Consider the following 16,495-nt stretch of genomic DNA (forward strand, 5'->3'; position numbering starts at 1 on the left):
GCTGTTTTCTGCGCAGGCCTAAATGCGTGTGGAGAAAGAAAATAGTGGCGTTTCGGCACCCGGTTGCATATAGTATACAGTATTGTCACTGTGCTAAGAGAAATTTTCAGGGTACACCTGCAAGGAGAATGTCTGGATGAAGACTTCCAGAAATAAGGCGGCCGCACTTCGCGTCCCCCGCCGGTGGCGCACGCCGCCGCCGCTGACCCGCGGCGCGGAGTCGCTGGAGGGGATGGAAATCCTCCGCGAAGTCGGTGGCGAGGTGGGCGTGCTGCTGTGGCAGGCGTACCGCAACGTGATGTTCTGGTCCACCACCGACGAGGGCGAGCGCGGGCACCTGTTCTCGCCGCGCGCCGGCGAGCGGCGGCGGGAGGAGTTGGACGAGGCGCGGGTTCCGGCGGAGCTCACGGGCGCGCTCGACGCCGTCGCGGCCATGCTGGCGTCGCCCGACGGTACCGGCGGCAGCGAAGTCGCCGACGCGTGCACCGCCATCGCGCGCTGGGCCGAGGAAGAGGGCCACATGAACACGGCCCTGGCGTACACGCAGGCGGCCTCGGTGGCGGCGCCGCGCAACGCGCGCCTGGCCCTGGCGGTGGGGCAGCTCGCCCGCCGCCGCGCCGAGCTGGCGCGCGCCGAGACCTGGTTCCGCCACACCATCATGGTGGCGCGCCAGATCGGCGACTGGGAAGCGTACTCGCGCGCGTACATCGCGTTGGGCAACATGTTCGTCGCGCGCGGCAACTTCCCGGGCGCGCACCGCATGCACATCAAAGCGCTGCGGGCGGCGCGCCGCAAGGGCATGCCCCAGATCCAGGGCATGGCGCTTCACGACCTGTTCGTCATCGCGGACGAGACGGGGCGCGACGAACAGGCGGAGGAGTACGCTCGCCAGGCGTTTCGGGCGTACGGGCCGACACACCCGTCCCTTCCTTCTCTCGCCCACGACGTCGCGTACTTCTGGATGCAGCGGGGGCACTTCCAGCGGGCGATGGAGGTCTTCCACGCCTTGGAAGCGCACCTGAGCACGCCCCGTGAGCGCTTGGTGCTCATCTCCAACCTCGCACGGGCGGCCGCTGGGGTCGCCAATCGAGACCTGTTCCGAAGGGCCTGGACGCAGGTGTATCGCCTCTCGAAAGAGTCGGAACTGCAGACGGTGGTTCCCAACGCCCTTCTGGAACTCGCTTTTGGCGCGGCGAGCCTCAGCGAGTGGGACCGTGCCGAACAGGCTGGCCAGGAGTCGTTCGAGATGGCGCAAAAATTTGGGCAGGGCAAGACCCGCTTCCGCGCAGAAGCGTTACTCGATTCGATTCGGACGGGCCGGGCCGCCCAGGAGCGTGTCACGGTCGGGCGAGCTTCGCCGAAGGGGGATGCGCTCGCGACGGACTTCGTACGCAGCTTGGGCGGGACGCCGGCGGGCGCGGGCGTCTGACGGGGGACAAACGGGAACTCCCCGCAGGCGTTTGCCTGCGGGGAGTTCCTTCTGTTGCTGCACAGGTGCTCAGCCGCCCGAACCCAGGTGCCCGTTGCAGCGGGTGATGCCCGTAACCGGATCGGTCTCCCACTTGCCCTCGCACGTGAGCTCGTCGCGGGAGGCGCCGGTGGGCTTGGCTTCGGAAGCGGTCGGGGTGTTGCCGCAGGCAGCCAGGGCGCCGATCGCGAGGACTGCCAGGAAGAGCCGGGCGAGTTTCATCTGTGCTCCGTTTTCGTGCTGGGAGGTTTTGTTCGAAATGGGCTGACGGGAGGTTGTGCCCGAGGTATGCGCTTAAATTGCACTCGCGGGACCTCTTGTGCCCATTCTCCTGCGCCACCTCACCGAGTATTAACAGACAAGTCATGGTCCCGCCGGGGCGTTCGCTGCTGGTATTGCACTCAAACGGTGCATTTCGGGAGCACCTGCGGCGATTGAGCGTGCGCGGGTACCCGTGCGCGTTCGTGGCCACGTGGGACCGGCTGCGCGAAGCGGTGGTCGAGTCTCCCCCCACGGCCATCCTGGTCGTCGACCCGTATTCCCCCTCCACGCCCGGCTCGTGCCGGCTCTCCAGCGACCTTCGCTCGCTCCTGCTGGAGTTTCCCTCGGCCACCGTGCTGGCGGCCATGGAAGTGCCCCCGGGCCGGTCGGGCGACCTGCGCACGCTGGGCGAGTGGGGCGTCACCGACGTCATCTGCCTGGACGAGGACGACACGCCCGAGGCGGTGTACCGCCGGCTCCGTTCGGTGGAGGGGCGCACCTTGCAGGCGCTCCTGCAGCGCACGCTTCCGCCGATGATGTCGGGGCGCGCGCGGATGCTGATGATGACGGCGGCGGAGGTGGTGTCGGTGGGGGGAAAGGGGCGCGACCTGGCCCGACGGCTTCACCTGTCGGAGCGCACGGTGCTGCGCTGGGCGGAGCGGGCGGGGCTTCCGGCGCCCCGGCGGATGCTGGCGTGGATGCGAATCCTGCTGGCGGCGGTGCTGCTGGACGATCCCGGCCGCACGGTGCTCAGCGTGGCGCACGCCTGCGGCTACGCGTCGGACAGCAGCTTGCGCCGCGCCATGCAGGATTTCCTGGGCACCGGGCCCTCGGCGCTGCGGAGGGAGGGGGCGTTCGGGCGTGCGTCGCGGGTGTTCCTGGGCGAGCTGTCCATCACCCGGGCGGCGCGGCGCGACCGCTACTCGCTCCGGTTCTGATCAGGGGCAGAGAGGTCGAAGTCCAGGAGCAGCGGGCGCCATCCGGCTCCCTGCACCACCAGCGCGCCCACGTAGCCGGGGCCCGGGTGAAGCTCCCGCATCGTCCAGCGGCCCGCCTCGCCGGGATCGCCGCGGGTGGCCAGCAGCCGGGCCGGATGCCCGGGAAGGAACGAGACGTCGAAGCGGTCCAGCGGCATTGAAAGCCCCTCGCCGACGGCCTTGATGTACGCCTCCTTGCGCGTCCAGCACTGGAAGAACGCAAGGTCGCGCTCCCCCTCGGGCACCGTGGCGAACGACTCGTTCTCGGGCGTGGAAAAGAAGCGCCGGGCGATGTCGATGCCGTCGGGCATCGGCTTCAGCCGCTCCAGGTCTACCCCGATCTCCCGCCGCAGCGTCAGCGCGTACAGCGCAAGGTCTCCCGCGTTCGACACGTTGAACGACACCCCGGACGCGGCAGCCGGCCCGTCCAGCGCGGGTTTCTGGTACGGGCTGAGGCGGTAGGCGAGCCCGGCCGGCGGCACGCCGGTGTATCGCGACAGGATCTCCCGCTGGATCCCTCGGCCGGCCACGAACGCCTGGCGCAGCTCGGGAAAGCGAAAGCGGTCCGCCCGGGTCCGCTCCTCGGCCGAAAGGTGCGCCTCCAGCCTGCGCAGCACCGCGTCGGGCGGTCGCAGCGAGGCGCGCCACACGTGCACCTCGTCGGCCGCGAGCGCCGGGCCCGTGGGGGGCGCCGGCGCCCAGGCATGCTCAACCAAGGCGAGCCACGACGGGCCGCAGTTCGCGCGAAAGGGCCGCGAGCACCTGGTCGCGATCGCTGTTCAGGAAGAAGTGGTCGCCGGGGAACATCTGCACGTGGAACGCCCCCGTCGTCTGCTCCCGCCAGGCTTCTACATGGTCACGCGGCACCTCGTCGTCCCGCTCGCCGCCGAACGCCGTGATCGGCACGTCCAGGGGCGGCTCGGGATCGTACCGGTAGGTTTCGCCCAGGGAAAAGTCGGCGCGGAGCACCGGCTCCAGCAGCTCCATGATCTCGGCGTTCGCCAGGATCTCCTCGGGGGTGCCGTTGTAGCGGCGCAGGGCGGCGATGAACTCGTCGTACGGCAGCGCGTGGATGGGCGGCTCGTCGTCCGTCACCTGCGGTGCGGGACGCCCGGACGCCACCAGCAGCTCGGGCATGGGCCCGCCCGCGCGGCGAAGCCGCCGCGCCACCTCGAACGCCATCAGCCCGCCGTTGCTGTGGCCGAACAGGACGAAGGGCCGGTCCAGCAGCGGCGTGAGCTCGCGGTGAATCGCATCCGCCAACTCGTGAAGGTTGCCGATCGGCGTTTCCCCGATGCGCGCCTCGCGGCCCGGCGGCTGTACCCCCACGACCTCCACCTCCGCGGGGAGGCCACGCGGCCAGGTGTTGAAGATGCTCGCGCCGCCGCCCGCGTAGGGGAAGCAGAACAGCCGCACGCGGGCGGCCGGGTTGGGACTGGGGACGAGGGTCCATCGCTTCATCGATCCGGCTCTGCTCATGGCGTCGTTCCGTGCCGCCCGGACCGGGGCTCCGCGCGGCGGGTGGTTGTGTGAAGAAAGGGTCAGGCGGGGGGAGCCGCCCGCTCCATCTCCCAGCGGCCCAGCGTGACCTGCTGGATCTGGGTGCTCCCCTCGATGATTTCCATCACGCGCGAGTCGCGAAGGTAGCGTTCCACGGGGTATTCCCCGGTGCAGCCGTTGGCGCCGTGCACCTGCACCGCGTTCAGCGCCGCCCGGGTGGCGGCCCGCGAGGCGAAGTACTTGGCGTGGAACGCCTCGCGCCCGGCGTCGGGGTCGCCCTGGTCGCGCAGCCAGCCGGCGCGCAGGCAGAGCAGGCGCGCGGCCCGGTACTCGGTCGCCATGTCGGCGAGCATGGCCTGCACCAGCTGGTGCTCGCCGATGGGCACCCCGAACTGCACGCGCCGCGCTGCGTAGCTGGCCGCCGCCTCCAGGCACGCCCGGACGATGCCCACGCATCCGCAGGCCACGCTGTAGCGCCCCAGCTCCAGCGCCGAGATCGCCACGCCCAGTCCGAACCCGGGCCCGGCGACGCGGTCTTCGCGGGGCACGCGGACGCCGTCGAGGACGATCTCGGCCACCATCGAGGCCCGCGTGCCGGTGACGGCCAGCGGCTGCACGGAAACGCCGGGTGAGCGGAGGTCCAGCAGCAAGGCGACCGGCTTTCCGTCCGCCTGGGCGAAGGTCAGCAGCACGTCGGCGAGCTGGCCGTACGTGGTCCACTTCTTCCGCCCCCGCAGCACGTACCCGTCGCCGTCCACCTCGGCCGTCGTCTGGACGGCGGAGGCGTCGCTGCCCACCCCTGGCTCGCTCAGTCCGAAGGCGCCGATCACCTCGCCGCGCGCCATCCGCGGGAGCCAGCGCTCCTTCTGGGCGCGGCTTCCCCAGCGGCCCAGGGCGTGGCACGCCATCGAGTGCACGGTCACCAGCGAGCGGACCGACGAGCAGCCGCGCCCCAGCTCCTCGTTCAGCAGGCCGAAGGTGACGGCGTCCATCCCCGTGCCGCCGAACTCCGGCGGCACGGCGGCGGCCAGGAACCCGGCCTGCGCCATGCGCTCCACCACCGACGCAGGGGTGCGCGCCTCGCGGTCCCACGCGCCGGCGAACGGGGCCACCTCGCGGCTCACCCACTCGGCGAAGGCCGTGCGGTCCGCCTCCTGGGCCGCGCCCAGGCCCATCCGCAGCCCGTCCCCGGCCGTGGGGCCGTCCGGCACCTGCGCCTCGTGCGTCAGGCGGCCCCGGCCGTCCGCTTGCGCTGGACGAAGCCGGCCAGGGCGTCGATGGAGCGGAAGTTGTCGATCTCCATGTCCTCCCCCTCCACCGTCACCCCGAAGGCCTGCTCCACGAACTGCACCAGCTGCATCGCGAACATCGAGTTCACGTACCCGGTGGCGAAGATGTCCTCGTCGTCGCGCAGCTCCCGCCCGCGCATGAAGCGCCCGACGAAATCGCGAAGGGCCTGCTTGTCGTCTGTCATGTGTCCGGTCGTGTGTGTCCGTGAGTCAGGCGACGGCGGCGCCGGGCGCGGAAGCCGAGTAGTCGAAGAAGCCGCGGCCGCTCTTTCGGCCGTGCAGCCCCGCATCCACCATTTTCACCAGCAGCGGGCAGGGCCGGAACTTGGGGTCGCCGTAGCTGTCCTGCAGCACCTGCAGCGAGTACAGGATGGTGTCGAGGCCGATCAGGTCGCCCGTGGCCAGCGGGCCCATCTTGTGGCCGAAGCAGGTGACGAAGATGCGGTCGATGTCTTCGGCGCTGGCCACTCCGTCCATCACCTCCCAGATCGCCTCGTTGATGGTGATCATCAGCACGCGGTTGCTCACGAACCCGGGAAGGTCGTTCACCACGATGCCTTCCTTGCCCATCTGCCCCAGGAAGCGCAGCGCGGTGTCGATCGTTTCCTGGCTGGTGTGGAAGCCACGGATGGTTTCGACCACGGGCTTCAGCGGCACCGGGTTCATGAAGTGCATGCCCAGCACGCGGTCCGGCCGGCCAGTCCATCCCCCGATGCGGGTGATGGAGATGCACGAGGTATTGGCGGCGAAGCAGGCGTGCGGCGGGCACACGCGGTCCAGCACGGGATAGATCCCCTGCTTGACGTCCACCTTTTCCGTCGCGTTCTCGACGACGAAGTCGGCCTCGGCGAACGGGGCGTAGTCGGTGGTGAAGGTGATGCGCGACAGGACCTCGGAGGCCGGCGGGCCGCCCTTCTGCCCGGTGAAGAAGCCGTGGAAGCGCACGTTGCGGCCGATCTCGGCGCGCGCCCTGTCCAGCACCTCGGCCGACAGGTCCAGCAGCAGCACGCGGTGGCCGGTCTGGGCCAGGTTCTGGGCCACGCCGGTGCCCATCACCCCCGCGCCTACGACGCCGATGGTGCTCAACTGGGGCGAGGCGCCGGCCCGGGCGTCGTAGGTGGTTCCCGTCACGGTTGATCTCCCGGATCGATGGATGCTCCCGGTGCCCCCCGCCGCGGGTCCGTCCGCGGGCGGGGGGGCGTGGTGGTGGCGGGCCTCAGCCCAGGCCCTGCTGCTGCATCTTTTCGCGGAGGCTCTTGGGCCGCATGTCGGTCCACACCTCCTCGATCCAGGCCAGGCAGTCGGCCTTCAGCCCCTGCTTCCCCGCCTTGTGCCAGCCCAGGGGCAGCTCGCGGTCCGCCGGCCAGATGGAGTACTGCTCCTCGTCGTTCATCACGACCTCGTAGGTCGTGGTATCCTCGCGCTCGTCGCTCATGGTGTGGCCTGTGGAATAGGTACGTGGCGGGCCGGCGTCCCGCTCCGGCGGCGCGGAATGTAACACGCTTGCCGCTGGTTTTGAAACACCCCGGTCGTGCCGCGGCGCAATGGATCCATGCGTTGACACCATCCACCGCGTGTCTCGGCGCGAAGCGGCTTCCCCCCGGCCACTACGCGGGGGACGATCGAGACGCCATCGCGCGTACATCATCCCTGTATCTGCGTCCGGCCGCCGGCAGCGCTCGCGCGTCCCTCCGAGGCCAACGCGTCGGAGCGTGGCGCTGGCGTCGGTGGAGGAGGTCGTGGATGCACGTGGGCGCGGGGCGGCCAGGACGGGACGGGAATGTGGAGGGGCACGGAATGGTGGCGCCCGCGGGACACGTCCGCGCGGCCGGGGGCGGACGGCGCAGGATCAGGCGTGGCTGCGAAGCACCTCTCCCAGGCGGGCGATGCCCTCGCGGATGCGGTCCGGGGCGGAGAACGTGTAGTTCAGCCGGAGCCCGCTGCGCCCCGCGGTGCTTCCTGGCAGTGCGAACGCCGAGCCGGGCACGTAGGCCACGCCCTGTTCGAGGGCCGGCCGCAACAGCGCGCCGGCATCCATCTCCCCCGGCAGCTGCACCCAGATGAGCCCCCCGTGGCGGGGAGCGCTCCACCGGGTGCCCGCGGGAAAATGGCGCGCGACTTCGGCGATCATCAGGTCGCGGCGGGCACGGTACTCCGCTCGCACCCGTTCCAGGTGATGCGGAAAGTGCCCGGAGTCCAGGTACGCCGACACCACCCGCTGGCTGAAGGTGCTGGTGTCGAGGTCGCACCCGTCCTTGGCGCAACCCAGCACGGGCACCAGCGGCTCGGGCGCTACGATCCACCCCACCCGAAACCCCGGCGCCAGCACCTTGCTGAACGAGCCGACGTACAGCACCCACTCGTCGTCCAGTGCGCGCAGTGGCGGCTCGGGGCTGCCGTAGTGAAGAAGGCCGTACGCGTCGTCCTCCACCAGCGGAACGCGGTGCAGCCGCGCCATCTGCACCAGGCGCCGGCGCTTGTCGGGGCTTAGGCTGCATCCCAGGGGGTTGTGGCCGTCGGTGACGCAGTAGATGAAGGCCGGCCGCTCTCCCTCGTCCAGGAAGGCTTCGACGGCGTCCACGTCCATCCCGGTCTCCAGGTCGGTGCCGACGGAAAGGATGCGGGGGGCGTACGGCTCGATCACCTGCTGGAAGCCCATGTACACCAGCTCTTCGCAGATCACGGTGCCGCCCGGCTCCAGGAGCACCCGCGCGAGCAGGCTGAGCGCCTGCTGGGCCGCGGTGGTGATGAACACCTGTTCCGCGCCAACGCGCACGCCGCGGCTCGCCATCACCCGAACCACGTGCTCCTTCAGCTCGGGGTGCACGGACCGGTACTGCAGCGCGCTGGGGTCGGTGCCAAGCACGTGCTCCGCCGCGCGGGTGTATTCGGGGATGGGAAACAGCTCCGGAGCGGGAAGGCCCAGCGCGAACGAGATCACGCCCGGCCGCGCCATCAGCCCCATCATCGCCTGGATGGTCGACGGGCGAACGGCCCCGGTCCATGCAGCCAGCGGCAGCCCCGCGATTTCGTGCGGCGCGGCCGGGCGGGGGACTGCCAGAGTATGCATGTCGGGTGCGACGGGGGAGTGGCGGCGAGGGCGTACCCGAAAGGCTAAACCGATCCGCCGGTATTTGCAACAGTGTGTCGGACAATGTGTGGAGTGGTGCCGGAGCCGTCCCCGGAGGAGCGCCGGATCGCTGGCAGCCACCCGGCTCTATCTAATACATACATGAGCCGCCACCGCCCGGACCGTGGCCGGTGTGAGCGGCTGCGGAGAGAAGTCAAGCGCCCAAGCGGAAAGTCGTGCGAAAGAGCTGGACGTGGCGGCGGAAATTGATTACGTTGATTGCTGTTGGCGTCATACGCCAGACGGCCAGTCTGGTGATGAACCCGGAACGACAGGCACAAGCATGCAACCGATCGCCCGTCCGCTGATCGTCCTGCACTCCGACGCGGTGTTCAAGGAGCGCGTGCGGAAGGTGGGAACCCACCGCTTCAAGACCCAGTTCGTGGAGGACTGGGACGAGCTGCGCACGGCGCTCAACGAGTCGCCGCCCGCGGCGCTGGTGGTGGTGGACCCCTACACCCGCACCTACGGCACCGAGACCGAGCTGGCGCCCGAGCTGCGCTCCATCCTGTGGGAGTTTCCCACAGCCACGGTCATCGCCGGGCTCGAGGTGCGCCGCGGCCGCGTTCGCGACTTGCGCACGCTGGGCGAGTGGGGGGTCAAGGAGGTGATCGCGCTCGACGAGGAAGACACGGTCGAGGCCATCTCGCGCCGCCTGCGCAGCGCGCAGGGGCGCCCGCTGCAGAGCCTGCTGGAGCGCTCGCTGCCCAGCAACCTTTCCGGCCGCGCCCGCGCCCTGCTGATGGCGGCCGCCGAGGTGGTGGCCGAGGGCGGCCACGGCCGCGACCTGGCCCTGCAGCTCAAGCTTTCCGAGCGCACGCTTCTGCGCTGGGCCGAGCAGGCCGACCTTCCGCCGCCACGCCGCGTGCTGGCGTGGATGCGGGTGCTGCTCGCCTGCGAGCTGCTGGACGATCCCGGGCAGACGGTACTGAGCGTGGCCTACACCTGCGGCTACGCCTCCGACAGCTCGCTGCGCCGCGCGGTGCAGGAGTTCACGGGCGTCATGCTCACCCAGCTGCGCAAGCAGGGCGCGTTCGCCACGGCGTCGGAAAAGTTCCTGGCCGAACTGGAGGCCGCCCGCGAGGAGGGCCGCATCCGCCGCAAGGAAACCAAGTCGGCGGACGACGGCGACTTCCCGATGTCGCGCATCCATCCTCCGCACGAGGAAATGACGCTGGCCGCCACGCTGGCGCCCAGCCCCGAGCGCCCGCGCCGCCGCGGCCGCCGCAAGTCGACCGCGCAGTAGAGCCGGCGCTCTTTCGATTCAGCCACGCAGGCCCGCACCCAACGGTGCGGGCCTGCTTGCGTATGTACGGGGAAGTTCTGACTGGGTGCGCGGCAACCTGTCATCCTGAGGCCCAGGCGCACCCAGTTGACCCGCAGCACAGGCGTCGCGGGCCGAAGGATCTAACCGCGGCTACCTCTCAGCCAAGGCGCGGCAGCGGTTACTGTAACCGAGGCCTCGGCTGCCGTGGGCACTCACCCGGCCGCGCTGACACGCGTGCCACCCTCTCCCACAAACAGCGTGGGTGAGGGGGTACACTTCTGGGTCGAGGCATAGGTGGGCAGGTCCGGTGCTCGGGCCGGCGCCCCCCATCCCCAACCCTTCCCCCGCAAACTGCCGCGGGGGAAGGGAGCAGTCGAGCGCGCGGGGCCAGCCGGAGCGCTATCGAATTCTCCTCTCCCCCATGGGGTTTATGGGGGAGAGGCCGGGAGAGGGGGGCGGCCGCGGCATGCGCCCGTGTCAGCCGAAGCGCAGTTCAGGTCTCCCCCTCCCCTGCGAAGCGGGGGACGGGGGCCGGGGGGAGGGGGCTCCCAGAGGCCTCACCGGCACCCTGTCGAACCCCGATCGAAGTTCTCCCCTCTCCCCTCACCGCCTGCGCCGGGGCGGCGGCCGGCGGGGGCGCTGGGGTTTGGGCTTCGGCTTGGGACGGGCCTGCTCGATGGCCGTCGCGGTGCCCGCCCGCGGGCGGATGGTGGCGTCCGTGATGGACAGCGCGGCCACGTCGGCCACGCGCGCGCGGACCCGCAGGATCTCGCCCTGGCCGCCGCTGCGGTAGGTGCGGTTGGTCAGCAGGATCACGAACAGCTCCCGCTCGGGATCGATCCACATGGACGTGCCCGTGAACCCCGTGTGCCCCAACGACCGCGCGGACAGGTAGTCTCCCGCCGAACTGCGCGCGGCCGGCGTGTCCCACCCCAGCGCGCGCGTCTCCGCCCCGGGCTGCCGCGCCGTCCACCGCCCGACCGTCCCCGCGCCGAACACCCGCCGCGTGCCGTACGCGCCCCCGTTCAGCAGCGTCTGCGAGTACACCGACAGGTCCCACGCGGTGGAAAACAGTCCCGCGTGCCCCGTCACCCCGCCCAGCCGGTACGCGTTGCCGTCGTGCACCACCCCGTCCACCACGAACGGATGCTCCGACTTCGGAGAAGTCGGCACGGTGCGCGGCTGCAGGTGCGTGGGCGGCAGGTACATGGTGGACTGCATCCCCAGCGGCCCGAAGACGCGGCGCGCCACGAAGCGGTCCAGCGGCTCCTCGGCCCGGCGCTGGATGGCCTCGGCCAGCAGGATCATCCCGAAGTCGCTGTAGCGCACCGTCTGCCCCGGGTCGCTGACCAGCCTGGCCCGGATCACCTGCCGCACCGCCTGCTCCGGCGACGAGGCGCTGCCGTACAGCCAGGAGCCCGCCGGCAGCCCGGCCGTGTGCGTCAGCAGGTGGCGCACGGTGACGTCGCCCTTGCCGCCACCCCGGTAGCCGGACACGTACCGCCGCAGGGGCGCACCCAGCTCCATCCGCCCCTCGTCCACCATCACCATCGCCGCCGCCGTGGTGCCCACCACCTTGGAGAGCGAGGCAATGTCGAACATCGTGGAGCGCGGGTCCACCGCCGCGCCGCCCGTCTGCCCGTATCCCTCCATCTTCACGATCACCCCGCGCCGCCCGATGGCCACCGCCGCGGCGCTGAACACGCTGTCGCGGATGGCGTTGCGCAGGATGGAATCGATGGAGGCCAGCCGCGCCGCATTCATCCCCGCCGAGTCTGCCTGGAGCACGCGCAGGGTGCGCGCGGCCGGCCACGCCGCCCCAGCCGGGATCGCGGGCTTAGCCCCCCTATCCAGCACCAGTGCCGCCACCGCCCGCTGCGCCGCCGACCCCGTGCCGCGCGCCAGGACGACGGACGCCACCCCGGGCGGGGCCGCGTCTGCGGAGGGGAAGAAGTCGATCCAGACGATCCGCCGCGGAAGGGTGTCGCGGGCCAGCGGCGCCAGCACCGCCGCGGGAAGCGTGTCGCGCGCGGCGGAATCGGGCCAGGCCAGGGGCGGAACCACCCGTTCCGTCACCTCGGGCCGCCCTCCTGGGAATGCGGCGGCCACTACGCAGTCCGCGTCGCGCCCGGCGAACTCCACGGACGGCGCCACCAGCGGGCCCCGGCGCGGCAGCCGGCGCACCTGCAGGTGGGTCAGCCCGGGGGTGCCGGCGAGAAGTCCGGCGGAAAGGGGCCGCGCGTCCACCCCGGGCAGCGTCAGCAGCACCGTCGCCCGGCAGCCCCGCAGCAGCTCGGCCGGCGCGCGGCCCAGCACCGTGGCCGCGGCGCGGTGCGCGGCCACGGCGCGGGCGTCCGCCTCCGCCGCGCGCTCCCGTTCCGCCTTCGCCCGCTCCGCTGTCGTCTCGGGCTTCGCGCCCTCCGCGGGACGGCCGGGCGCCAGCCCCAGCTTCTCCTTGGCGGCGAACACCCGCTGGACGGCCTCGTCCACGCGGGCCAGCGGAATGCGGCCGGACTCCACCGCGCGCACCAGCGCGTCCACCGTGCCCGGCAGGTCGTCGACGCCCACCAGCAGGTCTGCCCCGGCGGCCACCGCCCGCACCGCCGCCTCGTGCGGCCCGTAGCGGCGTACCAGCGGCGTCACCGGCGCGAGGTCCTCGATCACCAGCCCGCCGAATCCCATGTCGCGCCGCAGGATGCCCTGCACGAACACCGGGTTCTCGGGGAGCGGCACCGTGTCGCGGGTCAGCGAGGGGAGCACGATGGAGGCGGGCTTCACCGCCGTCACGCCGCGCGACAGCAGGTCGCGCAACGGCCCCAGCTGCATTCCATCTACTGCCGCCCTGTCCCACCCCAGGATGGGCACGCCCGTCTCCGCCGGGCCCCGCGACAGCGCGCGGACACCCACCATCATCCCCGCCCCGGCGAGCGCCTCGGCGTAGCCGGCGAACGCCTGCTCGGCGGCGGCACCGGAAGGGGCGGGGATGGCGGTGGGATACGGAAAGCCCGGCGCCGTCAGCAGTGCGAAGTTGATCCCCAGCGCCCTGGCCTCCGCCGCGGCGGAGGTGGCGACGGCCTGGACGGAGTCCGCGCCCGCGGGGCTGAGCGCCAGCGGGGGAGGAAACTCGGTGGCGCCGGCCAGCGCCCCGCCCGTCCCGCGATCCAGGTCGCCGATCACCAGCAGGGGGAGGCGCGAGGCACGCTGCACCGCCGCGATGCGCCGGGCGGCCACCGGCGCGCTCCCCGGCAGCAGGCGCACGCCCCCCACGTGCGCGGCCGCGAAGCGCCGCGCCAGCGCCGTGTCGGCGGCGACCCGGGCGTCGGGACCCACGTACAGCGCGGGCGCCACCATCTGCCCCACCTTCTGGCGCAGGGGCATGCGCGCCGCCTGCTCGGGCGACCAGGGCGACGGGGCCTCGCGGCAGCCGGCGGACAGCGCGACCAGGGCCGCCGCGCCCAGCCGGGCGACCCAGGCCCGGAAACGCGGGTGATCGATGGACGATTGCGGCAGGGGACTCGCCGGGTTAAATCAAATGTTTGCGTGAACCGCGGCACGGCGCGGGCGCGTGGGTACGCGCAGGAGCAAGGCACGATCCGGACCGGGCGACCGGCCTGGGGCACGCCTGGTGCGGTGTGCGGCGTCTTTGCCTCAGTTGCGCCTGGGCGAGGCGCGAGATCCCTCGTGGTGCGTCGGAAATTCGGCGTTGACGCATGGTCCGGTCCTTGCCCGCTGGCGTAGGGCGGCGTGCATCGCCGCTCCCCGGGCCGTCCACCCGAGTCCTTCCGGCGCAGCCCGATCCCGAACGAACGACAAAAGTCCGGCGCGGCCCCCTTCTGGCCGGCGCCCGCTTCTATTCATGCGCGCCAGGCCTGTCGAGCCCGCGCCCGTACGGCAGTAGCACGCACATGAACACCAGTGCCACCGTCTTCGTCGCCGACGACAACCCGTCCATCCTGCAGGGCCTCGACCGCGCGCTGCGCGTAACGGGGTACACGGTCCGCACCGCCACCAGCGGCCGCGGCGTCCTGGACCTGCTGGAGCAGGCGACGGAAGCGCCCGACCTGCTGCTGCTGGACGTGATGATGCCCGAGATGACCGGGCTGGAGGTGCTTCGGGCCCTGCGCCTGGACCCCCGCTGGCTGGACATCCCCGTCGTGCTGATCACCGCCACCAACGACGGCGCCCTTCCCGTGTCGGCGCTGCGCGACGGCGCGGTGGACTTCCTCACGAAGCCGTTTCGCCTGGACGAGCTGCTGGCGCGCGTGGAGCGGCACGTGGTGCGCAACCAGGAGCTGCGCCGGGCCCGCGAGCAGGCGCGCATGCGGCTGCAGGCCATCGACCTGATCCGCGAGCTGAACCGCGTGGTGACGGCCGACGAGATGTTCCACCTGGTGACCTCGCGCACCTCCGAGATCCTGGGCGTGGGCCGCTGCTCGGTGCTGGTGGTGCAGGCGGGAGAAGACGTGGCGCGCGTGGCCGCCTCGTCCGAGGCCGAGCTCACCGACGGGCTGGAGCTGAAGCTGAGCCTGTATCCCGAGGTGCGCGAGGCGCTGGCCACGCGCCGTCCGGTGGTGGTGCGCGACGTGGCGACCTCGCCGCTGTTCGACGGCGTGCGGGGCGAGTGGGAGCGGCGCGGGCTCCCCACGCCGCTGCGGTCGGTGATCGTGGTGCCGTTTCCCATTACCGAGCAGATGACGGGGCTGTTCGTGGAGCGGTCCACCGTCGACGAGCCGCTGCTGGGCGACGAGGCCGCCGAGCTGGCCGAGCGCGTGGTGGAGGCCATCGTGCAGGCGTGCGGGCGGGTGCAGCTGTTCCAGAAGCTGGTGGACCAGCGCAAGCAGCTTCACGACCTGGCGCACACCGACGAGCTCACCGGCTGCGACAGCCGCCGCTCCATCATCGGGTACCTGGGCAAGCAGATGGACAGCTCGCGCCGCACGGGAAACCCGCTGAGCGTGGTGCTGCTGGACCTGGACCACTTCAAGGAGATCAACGACGGCTGCGGGCACCTGGCGGGCGACACCGTGCTCCGGGCGCTGGGCCAGTGGCTGGGCTCCGAGGGGCTGCGCGCCAACGACCGCGCCGGCCGGCTGGGCGGCGACGAGTTCGTGGTGGTGCTTCCCGCCACCCCGTCGGCGGGCGCGTCGGCCTTTGCCGAGCGGGCGCGCGCCCACCTGTCGTCCATCCCCTTCCTGTTCGGCGAAACGCGGGTGCAGGCCAGCGTAAGCGCCGGCGTGGTTTCCTGGCCCGAGTCCGACGCCTGCAGCGCCGAGGAGCTGATCTCGCTGGCCGACACGGCGCTGTACCAGGCCAAGCAGGGCGGGCGCAACCGCATCTGCGTGGCGGCCGCGCCGGCGGCGGCCTGAAGCCGGAACGGAACCAACCGCACGAATGCGCCGCGGGTGCCGGGTCTTCCCCGGCACCCGCGGCGCTGTTCCTGCTGTCGTGGTTCCCGTTTTCGAGAACGATTCGCTCCTTCTGTACTGCCAGACCATGACGTTCCGTCCCCTGGTCGCCGTCACCACCACCATGTGGCCCGGCGGCTCGCACGGGCTGCCGCGGGTGCAGCTGAACGCCCAGTACCTGACCGCGCTCGACGCGGCCGGGGCCACGCCCGTCCTGCTCACCCCCGCGCACTCGGACCAGGCGCTGCGCGGCATCCTTTCCATCTGCCACGGGCTGCTGCTGAGTGGGGGCGAAGACGTGGAGCCCTCGCGCTACGGCCACTCGCCGCATCCCGCGCTGGGCGACGTCAATCCCGCCCGGGACGCGATGGAGATTGCCGCCGTGCACGAGGCGCTGGGCCGGCGCATGCCGGTGCTGGCCATCTGCCGGGGCATCCAGGTGCTGAACGTGGCGCTGGGCGGCACGCTGTACCAGGACATTCCCTCGGAGCTGGGCGGCGACCTGCTGCACGAGCAGGCGGCGCCGTGGAACGTGCGGTGGCATGCGGGGCGGGTGCAGCCGGGGTCCAGCCTGGAGCGCGTGTTCGGCACGGCTGAGCTTCACATCAACTCGTTCCACCACCAGGCCATCCGCGACCTGGCGCCCGGCCTGCGCGCCACCGTCTGGGCCGAGGACGGGGTGATCGAGGGGGTGGAGGGCGTCGATCACCCGTGGCTGTGCGGCGTGCAGTGGCACCCCGAGCGCGGCGAGGCGCACGGCTCCGCCAGCGATTCTCGCGATCCCGACCGGCGGCTGTTCTGGGCCTTCGCCCAGGCGGCACGCGAGTTCGCGGATTCGTGCGGTGCGATCGAGACCGCGGGCGCGACGTGAGCCCCAGGTGTCATCCCGAAGGAGCGGCCCCGGTGAACCCGGCCCGTACACCGTAGACCGCAGCGACTGAGGGATCCGCCACACACCCCCGCGTGTTGCCCCGGCGCGGCGGAAACACCGGACCGGTGAGGCGGCGGAATCGCGTTCGTCAGCGTCGAGCAACAGCCGAGGCCTCGGCCGGGCGGCGGCGGGTGAACCCGCCGCTCGGAACGCGGTAAGCCCGTAACCTCGAAGGAGAAGGATTGGTGTTGCCGGAAGGGTGGAGCGGGTACCCGCAGTGTGTGGCGGATCCCTCAGTCGCTGCCGGCCACTGTGTGAGGGCTGGGG

Annotated in this window: 14 protein-coding genes; 5 read left to right on the top strand and 9 right to left on the bottom strand. The window is 71.7% G+C overall.

Going from position 1 to position 16,495, the window contains the following annotated elements; all coding sequences use genetic code 11:
* Window positions 1-136: 136 nt before the first annotated feature.
* A complete protein-coding gene (locus VF632_RS17865; protein ID WP_331024294.1) occupies window positions 137-1,429 on the top strand; it encodes a tetratricopeptide repeat protein in 1,293 nt (430 codons plus the stop codon).
* Window positions 1,430-1,498: 69 nt separating this feature from the next.
* Here VF632_RS17865 and VF632_RS17870 read toward each other — a convergent pair whose 3' ends face one another.
* A complete protein-coding gene (locus tag VF632_RS17870) occupies window positions 1,499-1,690 on the bottom strand; it encodes a hypothetical protein (protein ID WP_331024295.1) in 192 nt (63 codons plus the stop codon).
* A 218-nt stretch (window positions 1,691-1,908) separates the two neighbouring features.
* Here VF632_RS17870 and VF632_RS17875 point away from each other — a divergent pair, with 218 nt between their 5' ends.
* On the top strand, window positions 1,909-2,667 hold the full coding sequence (locus VF632_RS17875) for a helix-turn-helix domain-containing protein (RefSeq protein WP_331024296.1): 759 nt from the start codon (window positions 1,909-1,911) through the stop codon (window positions 2,665-2,667).
* On the opposite strand, the gene VF632_RS17880 is transcribed toward VF632_RS17875, so the two are convergent.
* The 7 genes from VF632_RS17880 to VF632_RS17910 form a co-directional block, all read right to left on the bottom strand.
* Entirely contained in the window at window positions 2,649-3,422 is a 774-nt protein-coding gene (locus VF632_RS17880; RefSeq protein ID WP_331024297.1) for a 4'-phosphopantetheinyl transferase family protein, read from the bottom strand. The genes VF632_RS17875 and VF632_RS17880 overlap by 19 nt on opposite strands.
* On the bottom strand, window positions 3,415-4,185 hold the full coding sequence (locus tag VF632_RS17885; RefSeq protein ID WP_331024298.1) for a thioesterase II family protein: 771 nt from the start codon (window positions 4,183-4,185) through the stop codon (window positions 3,415-3,417). Before VF632_RS17885 ends, VF632_RS17880 begins: the two co-directional genes overlap by 8 nt.
* A 62-nt stretch (window positions 4,186-4,247) precedes the next feature.
* The gene (locus VF632_RS17890; RefSeq protein WP_331024299.1) at window positions 4,248-5,417 is read right to left on the bottom strand and encodes an acyl-CoA dehydrogenase family protein; all 1,170 of its coding nucleotides are present in this window, start codon (window positions 5,415-5,417) and stop codon (window positions 4,248-4,250) included.
* 14 nt (window positions 5,418-5,431) lie between these two features.
* On the bottom strand, window positions 5,432-5,680 hold the full coding sequence (locus tag VF632_RS17895; protein ID WP_331024300.1) for an acyl carrier protein: 249 nt from the start codon (window positions 5,678-5,680) through the stop codon (window positions 5,432-5,434).
* Between the two features lie 25 nt (window positions 5,681-5,705).
* Window positions 5,706-6,626: a 3-hydroxyacyl-CoA dehydrogenase family protein gene (locus tag VF632_RS17900; protein WP_331024301.1), complete on the bottom strand. Its 921-nt coding sequence runs from the start codon at window positions 6,624-6,626 to the stop codon at window positions 5,706-5,708.
* 85 nt (window positions 6,627-6,711) lie between these two features.
* Entirely contained in the window at window positions 6,712-6,930 is a 219-nt protein-coding gene (locus VF632_RS17905; protein WP_331024302.1) for an MbtH family protein, read from the bottom strand.
* Between the two features lie 414 nt (window positions 6,931-7,344).
* The gene (locus VF632_RS17910; protein ID WP_331024303.1) at window positions 7,345-8,565 is read right to left on the bottom strand and encodes a PLP-dependent aminotransferase family protein; all 1,221 of its coding nucleotides are present in this window, start codon (window positions 8,563-8,565) and stop codon (window positions 7,345-7,347) included.
* A gap of 343 nt (window positions 8,566-8,908) precedes the next feature.
* On the opposite strand from VF632_RS17910, the gene VF632_RS17915 reads away from it, so the two are divergent.
* Window positions 8,909-9,871, top strand: a complete 963-nt coding sequence (locus tag VF632_RS17915; protein WP_331024304.1) for a helix-turn-helix domain-containing protein — start codon at window positions 8,909-8,911, stop codon at window positions 9,869-9,871.
* A gap of 624 nt (window positions 9,872-10,495) precedes the next feature.
* On the opposite strand, the gene VF632_RS17920 is transcribed toward VF632_RS17915, so the two are convergent.
* Complete coding sequence (locus VF632_RS17920) at window positions 10,496-13,270, bottom strand: serine hydrolase (RefSeq protein ID WP_331024305.1); 2,775 nt, start codon at window positions 13,268-13,270, stop codon at window positions 10,496-10,498.
* Between the two features lie 527 nt (window positions 13,271-13,797).
* On the opposite strand from VF632_RS17920, the gene VF632_RS17925 reads away from it, so the two are divergent.
* A complete protein-coding gene (locus tag VF632_RS17925; RefSeq protein WP_331024306.1) occupies window positions 13,798-15,258 on the top strand; it encodes a diguanylate cyclase in 1,461 nt (486 codons plus the stop codon).
* A gap of 127 nt (window positions 15,259-15,385) precedes the next feature.
* A complete protein-coding gene (locus VF632_RS17930) occupies window positions 15,386-16,168 on the top strand; it encodes a gamma-glutamyl-gamma-aminobutyrate hydrolase family protein (RefSeq protein WP_331024307.1) in 783 nt (260 codons plus the stop codon).
* Window positions 16,169-16,495 lie beyond the last annotated feature (327 nt).

The organism is Longimicrobium sp. (assembly GCF_036388275.1).
Classification (GTDB): domain Bacteria; phylum Gemmatimonadota; class Gemmatimonadetes; order Longimicrobiales; family Longimicrobiaceae; genus Longimicrobium.

Coding starts and splice junctions, on each gene's coding strand:
- VF632_RS17920 (WP_331024305.1), bottom strand. CDS start 13,270: ATGCCCCTGCGCCAGAAGGTGGGGCAGATGGTGGCGCCCGCGCTGTAC.
- VF632_RS17905 (WP_331024302.1), bottom strand. CDS start 6,930: ATGAGCGACGAGCGCGAGGATACCACGACCTACGAGGTCGTGATGAAC.
- VF632_RS17870 (WP_331024295.1), bottom strand. CDS start 1,690: ATGAAACTCGCCCGGCTCTTCCTGGCAGTCCTCGCGATCGGCGCCCTG.
- VF632_RS17895 (WP_331024300.1), bottom strand. CDS start 5,680: ATGACAGACGACAAGCAGGCCCTTCGCGATTTCGTCGGGCGCTTCATG.
- VF632_RS17885 (WP_331024298.1), bottom strand. CDS start 4,185: ATGAGCAGAGCCGGATCGATGAAGCGATGGACCCTCGTCCCCAGTCCC.
- VF632_RS17930 (WP_331024307.1), top strand. CDS start 15,386: ATGACGTTCCGTCCCCTGGTCGCCGTCACCACCACCATGTGGCCCGGC.
- VF632_RS17910 (WP_331024303.1), bottom strand. CDS start 8,565: ATGCATACTCTGGCAGTCCCCCGCCCGGCCGCGCCGCACGAAATCGCG.
- VF632_RS17925 (WP_331024306.1), top strand. CDS start 13,798: ATGAACACCAGTGCCACCGTCTTCGTCGCCGACGACAACCCGTCCATC.
- VF632_RS17865 (WP_331024294.1), top strand. CDS start 137: ATGAAGACTTCCAGAAATAAGGCGGCCGCACTTCGCGTCCCCCGCCGG.
- VF632_RS17915 (WP_331024304.1), top strand. CDS start 8,909: ATGCAACCGATCGCCCGTCCGCTGATCGTCCTGCACTCCGACGCGGTG.